17 protein-coding genes are annotated in these 19,190 nt (G+C 41.4%); 4 read left to right on the top strand and 13 right to left on the bottom strand.

Annotated elements, in window-relative coordinates:
- On the top strand, positions 1–2,035 hold a 2,035-nt coding region (locus tag RRG12_RS18480; RefSeq protein ID WP_420760277.1), incomplete at its 5' end, for an AAA family ATPase.
- Complete coding sequence (locus tag RRG12_RS18475) at positions 2,017–2,295, top strand: hypothetical protein (RefSeq protein WP_420760276.1); 279 nt, start codon at positions 2,017–2,019, stop codon at positions 2,293–2,295. The genes RRG12_RS18480 and RRG12_RS18475, both read left to right, overlap by 19 nt.
- A 4-nt stretch (positions 2,296–2,299) precedes the next feature.
- Here the strand turns inward: RRG12_RS18475 and RRG12_RS18470 are convergent, their stop codons facing one another.
- The 3 genes from RRG12_RS18470 to RRG12_RS18460 all read right to left on the bottom strand — a co-directional run bounded on the left by RRG12_RS18470 (position 2,300) and on the right by RRG12_RS18460 (position 6,775).
- Positions 2,300–3,415, bottom strand: coding sequence for an ABC transporter permease (locus RRG12_RS18470; RefSeq protein WP_069069665.1), 1,116 nt, complete (start codon positions 3,413–3,415; stop codon positions 2,300–2,302).
- A 120-nt stretch (positions 3,416–3,535) separates the two neighbouring features.
- Positions 3,536–4,417, bottom strand: coding sequence for an Npun_R2479 family HD domain-containing metalloprotein (locus tag RRG12_RS18465; protein WP_069069666.1), 882 nt, complete (start codon positions 4,415–4,417; stop codon positions 3,536–3,538).
- Positions 4,418–5,263: 846 nt separating this feature from the next.
- Positions 5,264–6,775: a calcium-binding protein gene (locus RRG12_RS18460; RefSeq protein ID WP_420760275.1), complete on the bottom strand. Its 1,512-nt coding sequence runs from the start codon at positions 6,773–6,775 to the stop codon at positions 5,264–5,266.
- A gap of 1,068 nt (positions 6,776–7,843) precedes the next feature.
- Between RRG12_RS18460 and RRG12_RS18455 the strand changes: the two genes are divergently transcribed.
- Entirely contained in the window at positions 7,844–9,514 is a 1,671-nt protein-coding gene (locus RRG12_RS18455) for an MBL fold metallo-hydrolase (protein WP_420760274.1), read from the top strand.
- Between the two features lie 64 nt (positions 9,515–9,578).
- Here RRG12_RS18455 and RRG12_RS18450 read toward each other — a convergent pair whose 3' ends face one another.
- The 10 genes from RRG12_RS18450 to RRG12_RS18405 all read right to left on the bottom strand — a co-directional run bounded on the left by RRG12_RS18450 (position 9,579) and on the right by RRG12_RS18405 (position 17,446).
- Positions 9,579–9,890: a DUF6679 family protein gene (locus tag RRG12_RS18450; RefSeq protein ID WP_012408115.1), complete on the bottom strand. Its 312-nt coding sequence runs from the start codon at positions 9,888–9,890 to the stop codon at positions 9,579–9,581.
- Between the two features lie 833 nt (positions 9,891–10,723).
- Positions 10,724–10,960 carry a hypothetical protein gene (locus RRG12_RS18445; protein ID WP_069069670.1) on the bottom strand — a complete coding sequence of 79 codons (237 nt, stop codon included), beginning with the start codon at positions 10,958–10,960 and terminating at the stop codon, positions 10,724–10,726.
- A gap of 430 nt (positions 10,961–11,390) precedes the next feature.
- Positions 11,391–12,179 carry a Nif3-like dinuclear metal center hexameric protein gene (locus tag RRG12_RS18440; protein ID WP_420760273.1) on the bottom strand — a complete coding sequence of 263 codons (789 nt, stop codon included), beginning with the start codon at positions 12,177–12,179 and terminating at the stop codon, positions 11,391–11,393.
- A gap of 32 nt (positions 12,180–12,211) precedes the next feature.
- On the bottom strand, positions 12,212–12,961 hold the full coding sequence (locus RRG12_RS18435) for a hypothetical protein (protein WP_420760272.1): 750 nt from the start codon (positions 12,959–12,961) through the stop codon (positions 12,212–12,214).
- 285 nt (positions 12,962–13,246) lie between these two features.
- Positions 13,247–13,660 carry a secondary thiamine-phosphate synthase enzyme YjbQ gene (locus RRG12_RS18430; RefSeq protein WP_069069673.1) on the bottom strand — a complete coding sequence of 138 codons (414 nt, stop codon included), beginning with the start codon at positions 13,658–13,660 and terminating at the stop codon, positions 13,247–13,249.
- A gap of 43 nt (positions 13,661–13,703) precedes the next feature.
- Positions 13,704–13,928 (bottom strand): hypothetical protein, encoded by a 225-nt coding sequence (locus RRG12_RS18425; RefSeq protein ID WP_420760271.1) that lies wholly within the window; start codon positions 13,926–13,928, stop codon positions 13,704–13,706.
- Complete coding sequence (locus RRG12_RS18420; RefSeq protein WP_420760270.1) at positions 13,925–14,443, bottom strand: hypothetical protein; 519 nt, start codon at positions 14,441–14,443, stop codon at positions 13,925–13,927. The genes RRG12_RS18425 and RRG12_RS18420 overlap by 4 nt, the downstream gene beginning before the upstream one ends.
- Positions 14,444–14,470: 27 nt before the next feature.
- Positions 14,471–15,553, bottom strand: a complete 1,083-nt coding sequence (locus tag RRG12_RS18415) for a glycosyl transferase (protein ID WP_420760269.1) — start codon at positions 15,551–15,553, stop codon at positions 14,471–14,473.
- 137 nt (positions 15,554–15,690) lie between these two features.
- Positions 15,691–16,884 (bottom strand): aminotransferase class V-fold PLP-dependent enzyme, encoded by a 1,194-nt coding sequence (locus RRG12_RS18410; protein ID WP_420760268.1) that lies wholly within the window; start codon positions 16,882–16,884, stop codon positions 15,691–15,693.
- Between the two features lie 103 nt (positions 16,885–16,987).
- Positions 16,988–17,446, bottom strand: coding sequence for an HIT family protein (locus RRG12_RS18405; RefSeq protein ID WP_420760267.1), 459 nt, complete (start codon positions 17,444–17,446; stop codon positions 16,988–16,990).
- Between the two features lie 232 nt (positions 17,447–17,678).
- Between RRG12_RS18405 and RRG12_RS18400 the strand changes: the two genes are divergently transcribed.
- Positions 17,679–19,139: a TM0106 family RecB-like putative nuclease gene (locus RRG12_RS18400; RefSeq protein ID WP_420760266.1), complete on the top strand. Its 1,461-nt coding sequence runs from the start codon at positions 17,679–17,681 to the stop codon at positions 19,137–19,139.
- The last annotated feature ends 51 nt before the right edge of the window (positions 19,140–19,190 follow it).

Raw genomic sequence — 19,190 nt, 5'->3', positions numbered from 1 at the left:
GGCGTTCGGCGTGGCGTTCGGTGTGGCGGTGCTGCGTCCAGAAATCTGGCTTATTGGCTCACCTTTAAACTTGCGAACTATTCAAAACAGTAGTTGGCTACTCCCCCGCATTACTCCGCTTCCCCTTCCTAATCTTGTCTGGCGCTTGCAAAATTGGTTGCAAGATGATTGGGAAAAAGGTTTACATAATACCAATGAACTACTGGCATATACCCTACAATTTATTCCCGTTGTCCAAGCAGTCAATAAGGTACTTGCCAAAATCCCTTCAGACCAAATTATTTGGACTGTCTCTCGACTGGCGGCAAATCCCTTTGATTGGAATATAGTACATTTTGCCTCAGCTTCTCTAGATGAAACCCTAAAATCAACGTTTATCAAAGATTTCTTATCCTACCCCTGGTTCTTTTTCTTGCCTCGTTCTTGGCGAGAAGGTTTACAGGCTCGTTTTAATACAGACACTCGCTTAGATACTCCTGCCCGTGCCGCTTCTGCTGGCTTCTGGCATCTGCATGAATATGAGCCAGCCAAAGCAATGGAGGCTTTTACAGTAGTGCGTTCTCTACTTTACGGTGAGGAAATGTATACCCTTGCCCAAACTTTAGCGGCGTTTGATAAAGCTCAAAAACCAGCCTCTATTGCAGCTATTCAAGTTCCTCCTTTTCCCCAGGAACCGCTTTTACGTCCAATTACCTGGAAAGTCCTTAATAATCTGCGTCGAGTTGTTGAGGATGTGCAGTTTGTTAATCGCAGCGTCTCACGTTCAGCAAGGTCTTTAGCTCTCAATCGAGCATTAGGCGAACTGACAAACATCCTAAATCAAGCCAACACCTTGCCGCAAGCAGAGCAAGGGTTAATCATAGATATCGCTGAAACTTGGAAAGAAAGCCTTTTACAAATCGCTGGTGAAGTGGGAGAGATTTCCATCACCAAGCCTGTGGTTAATCCTTATGTTGTAGGCGACCCCGTTCAAGGTCATCTCTTTATTGGGCGAGAAGATATCATCAGACAGTTAGAAGAACTCTGGGTGATGGGTAATCAACTCCAGTCTATAGTTCTCTACGGTCATAGGCGCATGGGCAAAACTTCTATTCTGGTTAACGCTGCTAATTGTCTAGGCTCGCAAATACAGCTAGCTTATGTTAACTTGCTACGTTTGGGAGATAGCCCCCAAGGTGTGGGTGAAGTACTAATGGCAATTTGTGATGAAATTTCTCAAACTGTAAAACTTCCACCACCAACTGACGCTGATTTGCTTAATCTTCCCTACCGGACTTTTGAACGTTATTTGAAACAGGTTGAAGCAAAGCTAGACGGTGGGTTAATCATCGCCTTAGACGAATTCGAGAAAATTGAAGATTTAATAGAAGCGGGAAAAATCCCTATCGATTTTATGGGTTTTCTGCGCGGTTTGGTGCAAATGAGTTCTAAAATCGCCTTTGCCTTTGCTGGTTTGCACACTTTAGAAGAAATGACAGCAGATTATTTTCAACCCTTCTTTGCCAGCGTCATTCCTATTCATGTAGGCTTTCAAGAACGTGCAGCTACTCGCCAAATTCTTGCTAACCCAGATAATGAAGACTTCCTCCTCGACTACATCCCGGAAGCTTTAGATGAAATTTATGCTTTGACACACGGCCAACCATATTTAGTGCAACTACTGGGTTTTCAGCTAGTGCGTGGCTACAATGACTTTGTTTTTGAGCAAGGGCGATCGCGTGACCCAGTTTTCACTGTAGAAGATGTGGAAGCAGTTATCAATGACCCTGAGTTTTTCAAGCGAGGACGCTACTATTTTGATGGGGTTTGGGGTCAGGCGGCGCGGGGTGCTGAGGGTCAACAAGCAATTGTACAAGTGCTTGCACCTCACCCAGAAGGGCTAAGTCTGGATGCTTTAGCTCAGTCTACAGGTATGAATGACGCTGATTTACAGGAAGCGCTGAATACTCTGAAGCGTCATGATGTCGTTGAGGAAACTCAGGAAAGCTGGCGGATTATGGTAGAACTTTTTCGCCGTTGGGTTTTGCAGCAGTAGAGTACGAGCGATCGCATTTGTTATTTCGGAGTTCGCATTTGTTATTTTGGGGTTCGCATTTGCTATTTCAGCGATCGCATTTGTTACTTCGGCGATCGCATTTGTTATTTCGGAGTTCGCATTTGTTATTTTGGGGTTCGCATTTGCTACTTCTGCGATCGCATTTGTTATTTCGGAGTTCGCATTTGTTATTTTGGCGATCGCATTTGTTATTTTGGCGATCGCATTTGTTACTTCGGCGATCGCATTTGCTATTCTAAACGCTTATCTCCTCAAACTACGAGGATCAAGTGCATCTCTCAGCCCATCACCGAGTAAGTTGAATGCCAGCACTGTGAGAATAATCAGCACAGCCGGCGGCCAGATTAACCAAGGTTGCAATACCAAAATGGAAGCATTGCTAGCCAGAGAAAGCATATTTCCCCAAGATGGGTCTGGTTGCTGAATGCCCAAGCCGATGAGACTCAATATCGCCTCTGCACCAATAAAGCTGGGAATTGCAAGAGTCGCAGAGATAACTACATAACTAGCTGTTTGCGGCAAAACGTGGCGGAGGATGATATAAAGTGGGTTCGCACCCATTGCCCGCGCTGCTTGGACAAATTCTCGCTCTTTAAGTGATAATACCTGTCCGCGAATGACCCGTGCTAAACCAGCCCAGCTAATAACCGAAGTAATCACCACAATTAGCAAAAAGCGCTGGGTACTACTTAAACCCGCTGGTAAGACTGCGCCCAATGTCACCAAAAGATAAATACTAGGGAAAGTCATTAGCACTTCTGCCAAGCGCATAATCAGGCTATCAGTTACACCGCCGAAATAGCCAGAAATTCCCCCGATGAGCAAACCAAGGGGATAGGTAATGATAATGCCAAAAATCCCGATAAACATACTGATGCGACCGCCATGCAGGAGGCGACTGAATTGGTCACGCCCTTGGTCATCAGTGCCCAATATGTTGACTTTTGTGCCACTTGTTGTCCCAAATAAATGCCAATTTAAGGGGATACCAGGAAAGATCGTGACTTCATCCCACTTCGGCGGTAATGGCAAACTCATCTGTAACAATCGGTATTCTGGCCCGGAGACAAATAGACGCAGAGGTGATGGATTTTTGAAGTCTACAATGAGTTTGCGATCGCCTGTTTCTAAATTAGTATCTCCCTGAGTCGTCGGAAAAACATGGGGCCCGATAAACTGCCCTGACTGAGAAACCCAGTGGATCTTAGTTGGTGGTAGCAGTGAACCATTAGGCTGTGAAGCATAGGGGTCATAAGGAGCTACGAAATCAGCTGCAATTACTGCTATGTAAAAAATTAACAGCAAAATTGCCCCAAATCGTGCCAAAGGATTTTTCTTCAGTCGTCGCCACCAATCCATAGTAGTTAGGAGTTATAAGTTATGAGTTATGAGTTATTAAAGTTTTATCTTAGTTCATAACTCATCATTAATAATTTTCAACTCCCAACTCTTGTACAGACGCGATTAATCGCGTCTCTCCTAACTCTTAACTGCTAACTTCTCCAAATACCTCTGCTGTTCTTCCTGTTGTTTTTCATGTTCCACAACAAACACGTTTGAGTAGAGATTAGCGAGAATTTGTTTTCCCTGCTGTGTCAGTGATAGGTAATGCAGTCCCTCTTGGATATACGGATAGACGCCATTCCAGTAAAACTTAGCGTAGTTATTACGTAAATCGGCAGGAGTTTTATAGCCCAAAACTTTATTTACACCAGTTTCTTCAAATTCGTAAAATAAAGACGTAATTTTCTTTAGGTAACGTGGGTCACTTAGTTGACCAATCAAATCAGCAGCCCGGACTAATCCTGCAAAGCACTTTGTATCTTGATGATCTTCTGCCGCAGGCACGGGAAATCGAGTTAATTCAATATTGCTCTTAATTGCCTCAGCATCTATTAACTTGTGACCTCCAAAACGCTCATCAATAAAGAGCTTGGCTCTATCAACATGATACGGCGTCAGACTGGCATCAGAAGCGCCAGGAGCTACAGAAATCATTTTGCCATTTTTACCTGTGGCATATAAGCCTGCTGCTTCTCGGTCTTGTCGGCAAACTCCCTTAACGTAGCCAATATCATGACTCACTAAAGAAATGATACAATGTAACCAATCTTCACTGGAAACGCCGCCTTCCCTAATGTGTTTGCCACGTAAGATTTCTTGCCCTACTAGGGTGACAAGGACAGTGTGTTCAACATTGTGGTAAAGGGCGTCGCTATTGGCGATATTTTCCAAAGCCATGTTACCAGCCCAGGCGATAATGTCTTGATAATCATTTTTGAAGCAGCCATAAGTGCGACGGTAACCATCTCGAATTTCATTTACAAAGGCATCAATTAAAATTTCAGTGGCATTGAACATATCTGGTTACTCTGGTAAATACCAATTATTTATTGATTTGATTGATTTAAAAATTCCATAATCAGGGCCACCCTTACTGGAATTTAGAGCAATGGAGTTTGCTCCTTTGTAACTCACGTGTAGCTGTGGACGCTAGCTTAACCTATACCTGGATTACATGGTAATAGATGACTTTCTGGCAACACAAAGGCTGTAGAGTAATTATGGGTTGCGTATAAAAAATAATCTTCTCGTGTAGAAAAGCACATAAATATTTTAGATTTTAATTAGATAAATCTAGATTCGCTTTATCAGTTTTTCATATCTAAGCCTTGGTTGGCGGTGATCTAAATACATCTAGTGTGTGACCTAGAGTAGCTTAATCTACATAAAATTTTGAAGCTTTTTTTGTTAGTAATTACTCTTAGTAGAATCGTAGTATTCTATACAATTGCATCTGAAAGAGTTTACTATTAAATGCCTCATAGTTGATAGAAGTAAATAAACTTCAAGTTTTCTTAAGAAAAAACCAAGATTGATATGCATAGACAGAGTGGAGGTGGAACTGTGAGTGATAAAAATGTTTCATGTGAAAACCGCCCATAATTGGCGGTTTCACAACTACCACCCTGCTGAGACTGGTGATAGTACCAGTAAAATTTAGCTACATCGACAACTTCCAAACTTAGATTATGTATGGATGACTGCGCTATGGCTTTGGTAAAGAACCACCGCACCCATAATAAAAAATATCTCGTGGAGTTAATTATGCGTTACCTGAAATCCTTGTAGAGACGTAGCAGTGCTAAGTCTCTACATTCTTTTTTACCAGATGTCTATTACAGTAAACTTCCAAATTTAAGTGTTTTAGACAAATTGAATATCGCTCAGGCTATAGTTATTGGCGAGGATTGTGATCACATCAAAACGAGGTAAAATCACAGAAGAGTCAGTGCTGTTTTCTGTTGTATCTAACGAAACACCAAGACTCAAGGAATTTTTAGAGCCATTGTTTTTAATAATCTCGTTAACAGTCGACTCTAACTGAGGGTCGTTTATGTCTTCACTGCTCAATGTATCGTTCGTGATTGACCCAAATGGAGAGCCAATAGCAATGTAGTTGCTACCAAAAATATAGTTTTCAAGTTTTTTCAGTTGGATTTTATCTTGTCCTGTCTGAAAATCTCCGATAAAAGCAAAGTCATTAAGACCGAAAAATCCTCCACCTCCCACATAGTAAGGATTTTTTTCATCTCCAATCACAAATGTGTCTGGATCTGCACCACCTGTTAGGATATCTATCTCCTTTATCCCTGGTTGAACACTTGCAGTATCAACACCAACTAAAGTATCTTTACCATCAAGACCTGAGAGTTGGTCATTACCCTTTCCACCTTCGAGCAAGTTATTGGCTAAATTACCGATAATGGTGTCATTTTGTGAAGTGCCAGTGACGTTGACAAAGTTCTGAACTTTAAAAGTCAAAGTACCCAATCCTGGAACACCATTGACAATCAGACTATTGGTTGACAGGTTGACATTCAATGATGTTGTTGCTGTGCCTATAGAACCATCAATAGCATTGGCTTGTCCTTTTGCCCCAATGATAGTTTCTATCTCTAATAGCTGATCTTTACCAGATATACCCTCCTTATTCACGATACCAACGGCTTCGAGGCTAATAGCATTACCCAATCCGCTATAGTCAGCCGTATCAATTCCGATACCTCCGTCTATGAGGTCATTACCAGTTCCTCCAATTAAGATGTCATCACCGCTACCACCTTCTACAATATCGTTCCCATCTCCAAGGCGAGAGGCAAAGATAACACCTTTGCTGCCTCCACCAATCACATCATTACCATCACCACCGCGTACAGTATCATTGCCATTACCTCCCAAGATTTCATCATTGCCCTTTTCACCTTCGAGCAAATTATTGGCTGAATCACCGATAATGGTGTCATTTTGTGAAGTGCCAGTGACGTTGACAAAGTTCTGAACTTTAAAAGTCAAAGTACCCAATCCTGGAACACCATTGACAATCAGACTATTGGTTGACAGGTTGACATTCAATGATGTTGTTGCTGTGCCTATAGAACCATCAATAGCATTGGCTTGTCCTTTTGCCCCAATGATAGTTTCTATCTCTAATAGCTGATCTTTACCAGATTTACCTTTGTTGACAACACCAGCAGCTTCTAGAGTCACAGCCTGACCTAATTCGCTGTAGTCAGCTGTATCTGTTTCAGATCCTCCTACAAGTGTGTCATTGCCGATGCTACCGATAATGCGATCATTTCCCGCAAGACCAAGCACAATATCATCCAAAGAAGTACCAGTTAGGACATCATCAAAGCGAGTACCAACAATTAACATATATTAATGATGCTGAAGTTTTTATGACTTTAGCAGAAGTAGGTTATTGAATAAGCTTAGAGCGGGTTAAGGGTTATAAAATTGTTTACTTAAATGTCTATTCCCTCATTTTTTGACATCTAGTTTAATTAGCAGAAATAATTTATTGAATAAGTTTATATTGGGTTAAGAATTATAAAATTATTTATTAAATTGTCCGTTCACTCATTTTTTGACATCTAATTGAATAAGTTTGGGGTTCGGATGCCGGAGGAGAGTGAGTATCCCACGGTTTTTCCTTTTTCGATTGAGCAGACCTAGACATAGGAGTGGAAACCCTTGTAGAAAACTTAAATGTAAGGTTTCTACAAGAGTTTCAGGTAACGCATCATTATTTTCTGGTGACGCCTATTCTAGATGAGGATTTTTACGGACTGTAGAGGATTGCGTAGGCGTAGCCTGCCGTAGACATCGCTGTTATATTGCTTCACATCTAGATGGATAGACAGGTGAACCGAAAGGTTCTACAATCTGACTGATTGCGGTAAATTTACCTATTGTCCAATCCACATAAGCATAGTAAAGATTTTCTAGTGATTCCGTTTGATTGCGGAAGCACTAAATTAATATAGGAAAGTCTTGAGTAAGGGGCGGCAAACAAATGGATGTAAAGCTGATTCTAGCTGGATTAACGGTTATCTTCACGCTTTCGTGCTTATTTTTTGGTACGAAAAATGGATTTTATGATTCAGATAACTATCACGGCAATGGCTCCGCACATTGAGATAAATCTGTAGGCGCTTGGGTGACTTCCCAAAGGGAGAGTTGGCTGAAAGCGCTCAAAACTTGCAAAGGGAAAATACACAGAGGCAAACTCCTTGAGTTCCTAGTTTGACGGCTTCTCGTTAGCCCACCTTTCCGAACCAGTGCGGGTTCGGTGGAGGCGTCCTCCCCAATCAAAAATCTGTATTCTCAGGGTGTAGGGGCGCACGATAAAACTTACCCCTAAGTCACAAAACCAAAATTTGTGTATGTAACTTTTGGCTTTTGGGATATGTCCATGATGATGAGGTTTGAGGGGAGGAGAGCATGAGGGATAATCTGTCGGCATCCTCTCGCGTAGATGCTGCGGAAGCGGGTAGTGAATTAGAATGTTTCCCCTATAGTGTCCAGCATGACAATGAGGGCGTGTGTTTATTGGTGAAAATGGGCCCACACCGCATTCTGTTGGATTGTGGTTTGGAAGATATTTCATCGCTGGCTAAGGGGCTTAATAAGTCAGTACGTGGAGCTAATTCGCCCTTACCAGCGGATTTAGTTTTGATTAGTCATGCCCACCCAGATCACTCTAGAGGCTTACTGGCACTGCATAAAGCTTTTCCCAAGTTACCTATTTATGGTAGTGAGGTGACTAGCAAGTTACTGCCGTTGAATTGGCTAGACCAAGATCCTCAAGAAATTTCCCAATTTTGTCATGCCTTGCCGTTGCGATCGCCTGTAGAATTCCAAGAAGGTTTGGTGGCAGAATTATTTCCCGCAGGGCATCTACCAGGGGCAGTGGCAATTCTACTTACCTACACCACTCAGCAGCGTATTTACAAGCTACTCTATACAGGGGACTTTTTCCTGTCCAACTCCCGCCTGGTAGAAGGTTTGCGTTTAGAGGAACTGCGGGGCTTAGACTTGGATGTGCTAATCATTGAAGGTAGTTATGGCACATCCCGTCATCCTCACCGTCGTAACCAAGAAAATCAACTAGCAGAGCGAATTAATCGGGCGATCGCTGATCATTGTTCTGTAATCCTTCCTACTCCTGCTTTAGGATTGGGTCAAGAACTATTAATGCTCTTGCGATCGCATCACCATTTCACCGGACGAGATTTAGATATCTGGGTAGATGGTGCTGTTGCGACTGGGTGTGATGCCTACCTAGAACTGCTACCCCACCTTCCCCCATCGGTGCAGAACTTCGCCCGCCATCAACCTTTGTTTTGGGATGAACGGGTACGTCCCCGCGTGCGTCGTTTACAACCGGAACATCGTTCCACTGTGGGCAAGTCACCTTGTATAGTCCTCACTGACTCTACATCTGATTTAGGTGAACATTGCCAACTAGACACCGGCCCTTGGCTGATCCTGTTACCAGAAAAAATTGATATAAAAGTTAACAAAGAATATTTAGCACCCACCACCGTCGAAACCTATCTTTTAGCTCAACATAGTGATGGCCCTGGTACTACGCAGCTAATTCATAACTTGCGACCCCAGCACGTGATTTTTGTCCACGGTTCTCCTGCTTATTTAGCAGACCTGACTAGCTTAGAAGAGTTGCAAAACCGTTACCATGTACATTCACCAGCAGCTAACACTTTAGTAGAATTGCTGATTGGCGATACATTTTTGCAACCGGCAGCGCCAGAAACTAACTACGAAGGCGAACTGACGGAGTTGGGAACAGTAATCACAATCACCCTACCTGATGTGATTACTGCTGATCCGCGTTGGCGGCAATTTGCTGATACTGGGTTAATCGAAGCTCGTTGGCAAGGGGAAGAACTAGTATTAAGGGGATTGTCTCAACGAGAACTACTCAGCCAAAACAGCGATCGCTATACATGGACAGATGTAGACTGTTGTGGTACTTGCCGACACCAAAGAGGGCAGCGGTGTTGGAACCCAGCTTCCCCGCTGTTTAACTTCAAGGTAACTCTTGAAGGTTACTGTCCTGCCTTTGAACGTTTATCTAGTCCTGAGTCCTGAGTTCTGAGTTCTGAGTTAGGATTTATTACTCAGCACTCGACCCTCAGCACTCAGCACTGATTAATTATTCTGGATTCGAGTCAGTGTAGCGGTTATGAATGCGTTCAGCTTCGGGACAATCTTCAGTCATCAAAGGTTCCACATTCCCGCGTGGTACTGAAGCCAATTTTTGCGTTACAGCACCAATGCTCTCGAGGCGAACCATTTCTTCCCAAGAACAAACTTCGTCTTCTTCTTCTGTTTCATAGCGTAGGGTCACTAAATCTCCCTCTATGTCTATGATGCGGGCGCGTTCAATCCAGCGTTGCTGGTCCCGCAAGAAAACACATACCTCGCGCCCATCGCAACACAGTTGATAAATCTTGCGGTGTAGCATGTATTGTTTCTGCCTTTTTAAACAACGTAGTTAAACCTGTCAAAATCTGGGTTCTACCCCATTACATTACACCTTTAAGAGGTTAATTTCACTGTTGAGAACAACAAGTAGAGTTTATGACCTAATCCCAAGACTTGCTTGTAGTTGTCAAAATATCGGGAAATCTTTGGTCATCAATCAATGGTTGTTCTCCCAATGAACTTAATCTCCCTTTGGCTGATTTTAGGGAATGTCTGCTTCATAGAAGTCAAACAATTCGGCACCTGTCCTAACCAGGTTCATATTTGTTGGTGAGTCATTCCTACCATTATGTAATAAAGAATACTCCAAAACAATCGTTGATTGCGGTTGTTTAATTTGCCTACTTTTAGTCATTGGCATTACTGGGAAGTCCGGGGACTTGGTTTTACTTTTACCCACTTGTATCTGATCTTAACTCATTCTCTTGCTGACCTTGATGCTTTTCAACAACAACACTCAAAGAGTTTTGAGTTTTTAAGATTTTTGCCCGATTATAACTAAGAAAAAGGCAACGGAGTCGGAGGAAAGGCAGATAGACAAATGGAGATAAGGGGCAGAGGGTAAGTACTCTGAGAAGATTCCCCTCTGTTTCTTTTGTGGGAGTATCAGCAAGATTTATCAAGAAAGGCAGTTCTTGCTGCAATACGGTTCGGTTAAGGTTTTTTAATGAAAATTCTAGATCCAAAGACGCGATAAATCGCCGTCTCTACAAGGATTAATCTTTCGTCTTGATGGCGATTTATCGCGTCTCTTGCCTGGAACCCTATTGCGTCCTGCCTTCTGCCGACGCTCGCGGACTCGCTACTGCTGCGCTATTCTGTCTCCTGCCTCCTGCCTCTTTCAACCGATAGAGGAAATTCCATCAGCACGCTCGACGAAGACGCTTCTCGTTTAATTTGACCTGCGCGAACTGCATTATATAGGGCTGCAAGGAAAGGCAAATCCTCTGACTGATAGCATTTAGTAGACAGTACTTGCTGGAGTAAACCCTCAGATTCAACACTAAGATATCCAGTTTCAAAAGCAGATTCAATGAGTGTGCGAATCATCTTGATTAGGGCAGAGTAAACAATTTGTTACGTCAAGTGTGGAACATTTTCCTCTGGTACTAGTTGATATGGAACATGAATATCATGTGATTATAATTACAAGTAATTAGTGATTTTTATCACAAGAATGGTTAAAAATAGAACTTTGTCTGCGTTTATTTATATATTCACTAGTATAAATATTTGCAAACTATCTCAACATTAATACAAGAAAGTCACATGATTTAAGAATATTAAAATTGAAGAAGAATTCAGAAGTCAGAATTCAGAATAAAGACGCGACGCTCGCAGACTCGCTACCGCTCCGCTATCGTTCGCGTAGCGTGTCGTAGACAAGACTCGCTTTCCGCTACGCTATCCGCCAGTCATACAGAAAACATAGCTGAATTCTGACTCCTGAATTCTGTTCGATAAAAATTTTTAGAAATGATCAAGCAAAAAACTGCCGGAAGTCTTCATCGTTTTTACTTAATTGCGTCCAGTCTAAATTTAAGCCTTGGAATTTTTGCACTAAGCGATCGCAAGCCGGACGTTCGGTAGCGTAATGCCCAGCATCGATTAAAATGAGATTGCGATCGCGGCTTTCTTGAAACTGATGGAATTTACAGTCAGAAGTCAGATAAGCTTGAGCGCCAGTTTTGACGACGGCTGAAATGTAACTAGCTCCCGAACCACCCAAAACGGCAACTCGTGAAATTGTTTGCTGTAAATCAGCGGTTGGAGAAAAAATCAAATTAGGTGGAGCAAGTCTGGTTTGAATGGCTGCGAGTAGTTCCTGTAATGTCAGAAATGGCTCTAGCAAACCAACACGGCCATATCCTAATCCTCCTTGTGTAGGTACTATGGGAGTAACTTCTTTGAGTTCTAAAATCTGAGCCAAAACGTCAGCCGTACCATCCTGCACTTGGTCGAAATTCGTGTGAGCAGTGTAAATACCAATATTGTGGGTAAAGGCTAACCGTACCATTTCTGCGATCGCTTCACCAGTGCGTAAAGATTTGAGAGGATTGAAAATCAAGGGGTGATGGGCAAATATCAGATTAGCATTAAGAGCGATCGCTTCTTGCATTACCGCTAAAGTCGGTGTTAAACAGACCAAAACCCGTGCTTTTTCCTGCAAAACTCCCGGCTCAATCTGCCAGCCACAATTATCCCAACTTTCACACCAAGCTGGATTTGCCCATGCTTCAAACCAAGTAATTAAATCAGCAATTTTCATATTATAGTTATTCAGCAATTTTGAATTGCTAATCAATGTCTCTGTGGTTGAATGTTTAATTTTAATGCTAATTGCTGGCGCATTTCTTGGAAAGGTTTGTTCCATACAGGACTAGCATTCCAATTCCATGCTGCTACTGGAATAAGTTGTTCTTTTGCTAAATAAGTTAGCAGACGATATTCATCTTCTGGTTCACGAGAAAAGGTAAAGGGGTTACGGTAGCCTGTTTCACACAGTTTATAAGATATTACTTGATCATGATTAATACGTTGTAAAAGTTCCTTACCTTTAGCGAGTAAATAATCAAAAAAAACCAGACTAAAAGGTTCTATATGTGAGCGTTTTTGTGGTTCTTTTTTTACCCATCTTGCCCAATCAAATCCATACATAAAATCATGAACATAACGAAACCGCATTTCCGTTTTATTCCCGAACATTTCCGTCAAACAAACCATCTTTTCACCAAAAACTTTTAAGAATGGAACAGCGCCCTCTTCTGCGGTTAAAGCCTGTCTAAGCATACTACTTACCAGAAAATCAAAATCCCAGAAGATGTTTTCTGGGAAGTTTTGCAACTGAGTACAGACTATGCTTTCGAGAGTTTCTTGAAGGGTTGTAAGAATTTGAATGTCGGTGTTTTGTTCAGTAATCAAATTTCCCAATTCTGCAAAATTAGTAATTAATGTCTTGTGCGGATTAAGTGACAATAAGTTAACAGAATGCTGGGCAAGAATTTCATCAAGAAATTGAAAATTAGGATTTGGTTTTAGTTCTTTTTTCATATTAATTGAAGTTGCCCAGACAGCTTACACTAAAATATTAGTGTATATTAAAATAAATATATTATTAAATAATCATAAATAAACTTAATTTTTAAATTAACAAATTGACATATATTACTTGGTATGTATCTGGTTTAATTTTTATGAATCAAGCTATTACGGCAAGAATTATGTAATAAATATTGCCGCATAGATCATAATATTATACCATACTGATTCGCAGTATAAACAGAGTATTTAAACTCTATAAAATGACACTTCAAATCAACGAGAATTGAGAAGTATCTATCCAGAAATGTGAACAACCAATTCTCTTGAATGACTGCGTTGGCGGTGTTCCCAAATATAAATTCCCTGCCAAGTTCCCAGTACAAGATGACCTCGATTAATGGGAATATGTTCAGAAGTGTGGGTGAGTGCGGTACGGATGTGTGCTGGCATATCATCGGGGCCTTCTGCATTATGGATATATTTGCCTGATTCTGGAACAAGTTTTGCCATAAAATCAGCTAGATCCACAAGAACATCAGGATCGGCATTTTCTTGGATAACTAAACTGGCTGAAGTGTGGCGTAAAAATAAAGTACAAAGACCAATATCAACACCTGATTCTGCAACTATGGATTCAATTTTGGCAGTGATATTGTAAAAAGATTTACCAGTAGTAGAAATTCTCAGTAACTTTTGGTAGTGGCTCATTTAAAACAGTAATTATTGATGACAGTAAAATCTAATTAGCAGTTCAATCTGCTTGATTTGGTTGTTGTTCTCTCGTTGGTTGATCGCTTGACTTAGTATGTCTTCTTCTAAAGAGGCTTAACACCGCATTTACAGACTCTTTTATGACATCGGGGATGATAGGCGTATTAGGTAGATTGTGAGATAAAGCTGTAATGTTATCTATGTTTGGCTCTGGTAGTTGTACACTCTTTTTAGAAGATGTTGTATCATCTTGGTTGGTATTCATAATTTTTGTAGTTCAGGAATGAAATAAACTGTTACTTGATGTAACAAAGAAACCACAGCAATTCCAGCGGTAACACCAGTAGCATATTTCAAGGCAAGGGATATATCATCTACTTGCTTCTGGTTATTATTATAAGTCTCTCTGAAGTCAGCTAACATCTGTAAATTATATTCTTGAGGTGTAAACGTCAAATAATCCTCTGGAAATTTTAGTTTTCCTTCATTTTCTTCGCTTTTTTCGAGATTGGGGCTGACAAAAAACTTACGTGGTAATAAAGCCCAGATTAGTAGCAGAAAATTGATGGAGAATAACAATATTTCTAACGCACTGAAGATACTAAATATAGTAATCAATCTGGATATTGTTAGAAAACTTAGTATGGCGCTGTTTGTCACAAATAGAATGTTCATTTGGGTGATTAAAATCTGCCGTTCTTCTTTTTGCCTTTCAATCACTCGACGTACATCTTGGGCGGCCAATTCTAAAGTTTCTTTATCTATTGTTGGAGATTCCATTATTAATTGATTGTATTTTGAATAACTTTATTTCGTCTGCAAATAATTAATAACAGCTTTAGCGATCGCTTCATTACCATCTTTAGCAATTGGTTGAGATTGCTTTGGTGGTTGAGGTAACTCATGGAGAAAATCCCAATCCCCTTGAAAAAAGTCAGATGGGGTAATGATTTGATGCTGATTATAATTAGTTATGCCTTCTACTAGAAAAGCTGCTTCGGCAAAATCCTCACGCGGTATAGTAACAATCGGTACTCCTAATAATGTGGCTTCAGAAAAAGTACTGTAACCAGGTTTAGAGACGACTCGCGCACAAATAGGCATAAAATCTACAGGGCGGTATTTGCGGTCATCAATTTTCACTAAATTAGGTAAATCAGGAGCAGATTGATCAAAGACAATAAATTGCCAATCGGGGAATAGACGCAGATTATCGTAGGGGATTTGCTGTAAACCCAAGCCACCAAAGGTCAACAAAATAGTTTTTTCGACTGGTGCAGTTATTCCCCAAAGAGAACGTAAATCATCAGCAGAGTAACGAGGGGAACCGCCTGTTAAGCCGACATCTGTGATATTGTTAAAAGCTGGCATTGGTTCATGGAAGGGGAGACGAAACAAGCGATCGCACTTTGAGTACCCATCACTAATCCAATCTGCAACTGCGGTAAATTCGCCTCCCCAATCTCGGTAGATAAAGTCCCAGCCAAAGTTACTCATCATCCAGCAGGGAATATTTGCAGCTTTGGCAAACCCAGGAGCTAGGAAAGGAATATCTGCCAAGATGAGATTAACGCGATTTTGGCGGATAAAATTTACTTCCGAAGCAATCAGCGAATTTTGATGCTTCTTAATATCGAGCAACTTTTCTAAAGTCGCTGCTTTATCCATTGTCAAACTATCCGTTTGCACCACACCCAAATCAAATGCACGGGGACGATAGATAAAATCGCCTTGTATATAGCACTCTAGCAACCAGCGTGGGGCAGTACTCACCAGAATTAGTAGAACTTCTGGGCATAATTTTTGAATTGTCGCAGCTACAGAAGCCGTGCGGGTAGCATGACCAAAGCCGTGGTTAGTTATGGCTAAGTATAAGATTGGGCGTTCCATTTTAAAGTTAGAAATTATTCACATTTTGGATTTTAGATTTTAGATTTTAGATTTTTACTTCAATCCAAAATCTAAAATTGGCAGAGTTAGGAGTGAAAATTCTAATTTTCACTCTGATAATTTATAACTCCTAACTTTTAATTAATCTTGCAAAAACTTTGAATTGCCTCAACCAATAGGTCGATTTCCGATTCTAAAGTAAAGTAATGGACGGTAACCCGTATACAACTAGGATCGGCAATTGTCCGAGTTAATATCCTTTGTGAGTCTAAAAATTGCACCAACTTCAAATTAGCTTGGGGCTGATTATTTGCAAGTTGGAAGGAGATTATACCGCTTTCAGGTGGGGAAGTTCGCAAACATTTAATATCAGGTAACGCCGTCAATTGTCGCCAGAGGTAGTCACTGTTGTGGCAAATTTGCTCGTAACGTTCCTGTGACGTTCCCCATTGCTGATGAATTGCGATCGCTTCTTTTAAACCAACATACAAAGGATAAGCTAATGTAGACACTTCGTATCGTCGCCCATCTGGAAGCCAATCCACAGGCTGAGATTGACTATCCACAACAATGCCATTCAAGCCAATAAATGTAGGTTTCAAACTTTCTCGTGCTTCTGGTCGAACATACAAACCACCAGCACCCGCAGGGCCACATAACCATTTGTGACCAGTGAAAGCATAAAAATCTACTCCCAATTCAGTCAAGTTTAAAGGTAACAAACCAGCAGATTGAGCAGCATCTATTAATAGTGCAGAATGATTATTCCTACATACTTCGGCAATTTTATCAAGAGGTAAAACTTGACCAGTATTCCAGAAAACATGACTCAATATCACTAGGCGGGTATTGGGGCGCAAGTGCTGGGCAATTACTGTTACAGGGTCGCCCTCATTTAAAGTCGCTTTTAGGGGACAGGTAGTAACTTCTACAGCGAATCTGCGTGAGATTTCTTGCGCTGTCGCAATTACACCTGGATGTTCGCAGTCTGAGAGCAGCATGTGGTCGCCAGCTTGCCACTCAATGCCCCACATAGCGATATTACAGCCAACAGTGACATTTTGAGTGAGAGTAATTGTTTGGCTTGGTGCATTTAACTCCAAAGCGATCGCTTCTCTTGCTGCTTGAGTTTGGGGTGCTATCCAGCTATACGCCTCATTCCCAAAGGGGCCGATTTTTTGAACATAAGCTTGAGTTTCGGTCATAGCATCCATTGCCCTTTGGGGCATTGGCCCTTGTCCGCCATAATTGAAATAAGTCTTATTTGCTAAAGCCGGAAATTGCTCTCGATGGCGATGCAGCTTGATTGGTGATGCAGAAATACTAGTCATAATTCACAGGGGATATCTGCTGTTTGCAGGTTATTGAGATTTAGAGGAATTTGTACTTTGTGGTAGGAGCAATGAAATTAATTTAAGCCCTCGCTGCCAAATTTCATCTCGTAATCAGTAACGATAAATGCTCTGTGACTTTTTCTCTTAGATTCTGGGCTGTTTGAGAACTAATCAGATGATGTTTGAACTCTGATACATTACGCCACGGATTAGCCTTGCGATCTGGATCAGACTCGTAACGGGGGAAGAGATGCCAATGAATATGTGGCTCACCATTTCCATAACAGGCATAATTCATTTTCCACGGACTAAAAGCGTTAACAATAGCTTGTCCTGCCAACATCACCTCTTGAAATAAGGCGGACTGGATAAGTGGGGGAAGTTCATGCAACTCTCTAATATGTTTTTTTAGAAGGATGAGAGAGTATCCGCGATGAAACTGATGATCGCCAATCACAAAGATTGAATGCTCGAATTCGTGGATAAAGTAGGGATTCTGACCGTTTCTCCAGAGTGTGACACGCTCACAGATGAGACACGGCTCATGTTTTTCTGTCATGTACCCTTGTAATAATGGATAAACCGTGATTATGTTACTCTCTTGCAGTTGTAATTTGGCAAAAAAGCAAACGCTTGTGCTGTTTAAACCAATAGCTAGCTGTTGACAGTATAAAATAAACGGCAAATTAAGTGTGGATGCGTTGGCGTAGCCCACCAAAGGTATCGCTACTTCCAGATTTTAGTTGTCTAATTTACTCCCAGAGTGTGCTAATTCTTGTTAACTTATAAAGATGCTAATTAATGCTGAACTCCTACTGCAATATCAACGCTGTAAACGCCGGCCTTTTCTAGATACTCACGGTGACAAAAGTCAGCGCGATGCTCCCAATGAGTTGCTACGGAAACTGCAACAGGACAAAATCGCTCATCAGCTGAGTGCTTTGGCACAAAAGACTTATCACCAACCAGATTATTCTTATGGAAACTGGGAAAGGGGAGAGAAAGAAACTTTAGAATTGATGCAGCGTGGGGTTGAGTACATATATAAAGGAGTCCTGTTAGCAAATTATTCTGAAGCATACACCCTCCTAAGTCGTCCAGATTTACTTGTAAAACAGCCAGGACAATCCCATTTTGGGGATTGGATATACGTCCCGGCTAATATTGAACTCGGTAAGCGTCCTAAGCAAGAATATCAAGTTGTCGCTGCATTTCATGCTCAAGTATTAGCGACAGTGCAAAGAGTTCCGGCTGAAACAGCTTCGCTCATATTGCGAAGCAAAAATACAAACTATGCGGTGGATTTGTTCAAATGGATGCCACGGATGCAGGAAATTCTGGAGGAGTTTATTCAAGTTTTAGAGTTACCGAATCCGCCAGAAGTGTTTATTTCTCGGCAAAAGTGCAATCTTTGCCATTGGTATAGTGAATGTTATGCGATCGCTCAATCTGAAAAACATCTCTCATTATTACCAGGCGTAACACCCATTCGCTACACTCAACTCCAAGCCTTAGCCATCACCACACTGGAATCTCTCGCTAACACCAGTCCCAGCACCTTAGAAAACCTACTTGGTTTTGACAGAGAAATAGCGCCCAAGTTAGTAGTGCAAGCTCAATCTGCGCTAGAAAAACGACCTCTAATTTTACCCTACCCGTTACCAATAGAAGATATTACATTTACAGCACCCATAGAGATTTACTTTGATATTGAAGCACAGCCAGATTTGGATTTAAATTATCTCTTGGGGGTTTTAGTTGTTGATAGAGTTGCCAATACAGAACAGTTTTATTCGTTTTTAGCAGACAAACCAGAAGACGAAGAATTAGTTTGGCAGCAATTTTTGGATTTGGTTTGGCAATATCCCGAAGCGCCAATTTATCATTTTTGTGTCTACGAGTTTGATACAGTCAAACGGATGGCAAAGCTTTACCACACTCCTTACTCCTTAGTGCGTCCTGTCCTGAATCGATTTGTGGATGTGTATGAACAATTAACCGAAAGTGTAGCATTGCCAATAGAAAGCTATGCCCTCAAAGCGATCGCTCGCTGGCTAGGATTTGAGTGGCGGGAAAAGGAAGCTAGTGGTGCCAAGTGTATTTACTGGTATGATCAGTGGCTAGAAACAGGCGATCGCACCTTACTAGAAATTATCCAAAGCTACAACGAAGATGATTGCCGCGCTACCCGCAGAGTCAAAGATTGGCTTGTTAACTTTTTTCAGGATGAATATGATTTGCGACTTGCTTAATTAGCGCTGAGTACTTCGCATACTCCAGTATAGTTTTGTTCTTTTCAGATA

The sequence above is a fragment of the Nostoc sp. CALU 546 genome (assembly GCF_048836525.1).
The sequence above is the reverse complement of the archived record's forward strand: the minus strand, read 5'-3'. Positions and strand labels throughout refer to the sequence as shown.

Excerpts from the sequence above, each read along its gene's own strand:
- RRG12_RS18420 (WP_420760270.1), bottom strand. The coding sequence starts at position 14,443 with ATGGAATCTCCAACAATAGATAAAGAAACTTTAGAATTGGCCGCCCAA.
- RRG12_RS18405 (WP_420760267.1), bottom strand. The coding sequence starts at position 17,446 with ATGACAGAAAAACATGAGCCGTGTCTCATCTGTGAGCGTGTCACACTC.
- RRG12_RS18445 (WP_069069670.1), bottom strand. The coding sequence starts at position 10,960 with ATGATTCGCACACTCATTGAATCTGCTTTTGAAACTGGATATCTTAGT.
- RRG12_RS18410 (WP_420760268.1), bottom strand. The coding sequence starts at position 16,884 with ATGACTAGTATTTCTGCATCACCAATCAAGCTGCATCGCCATCGAGAG.
- RRG12_RS18425 (WP_420760271.1), bottom strand. The coding sequence starts at position 13,928 with ATGAATACCAACCAAGATGATACAACATCTTCTAAAAAGAGTGTACAA.
- RRG12_RS18435 (WP_420760272.1), bottom strand. The coding sequence starts at position 12,961 with ATGAAAAAAGAACTAAAACCAAATCCTAATTTTCAATTTCTTGATGAA.
- RRG12_RS18415 (WP_420760269.1), bottom strand. The coding sequence starts at position 15,553 with ATGGAACGCCCAATCTTATACTTAGCCATAACTAACCACGGCTTTGGT.
- RRG12_RS18440 (WP_420760273.1), bottom strand. The coding sequence starts at position 12,179 with ATGAAAATTGCTGATTTAATTACTTGGTTTGAAGCATGGGCAAATCCA.
- RRG12_RS18450 (WP_012408115.1), bottom strand. The coding sequence starts at position 9,890 with ATGCTACACCGCAAGATTTATCAACTGTGTTGCGATGGGCGCGAGGTA.
- RRG12_RS18455 (WP_420760274.1), top strand. The coding sequence starts at position 7,844 with ATGAGGGATAATCTGTCGGCATCCTCTCGCGTAGATGCTGCGGAAGCG.
- RRG12_RS18430 (WP_069069673.1), bottom strand. The coding sequence starts at position 13,660 with ATGAGCCACTACCAAAAGTTACTGAGAATTTCTACTACTGGTAAATCT.
- RRG12_RS18470 (WP_069069665.1), bottom strand. The coding sequence starts at position 3,415 with ATGGATTGGTGGCGACGACTGAAGAAAAATCCTTTGGCACGATTTGGG.
- RRG12_RS18460 (WP_420760275.1), bottom strand. The coding sequence starts at position 6,775 with ATGTTAATTGTTGGTACTCGCTTTGATGATGTCCTAACTGGTACTTCT.
- RRG12_RS18400 (WP_420760266.1), top strand. The coding sequence starts at position 17,679 with ATGCTAATTAATGCTGAACTCCTACTGCAATATCAACGCTGTAAACGC.
- RRG12_RS18465 (WP_069069666.1), bottom strand. The coding sequence starts at position 4,417 with ATGTTCAATGCCACTGAAATTTTAATTGATGCCTTTGTAAATGAAATT.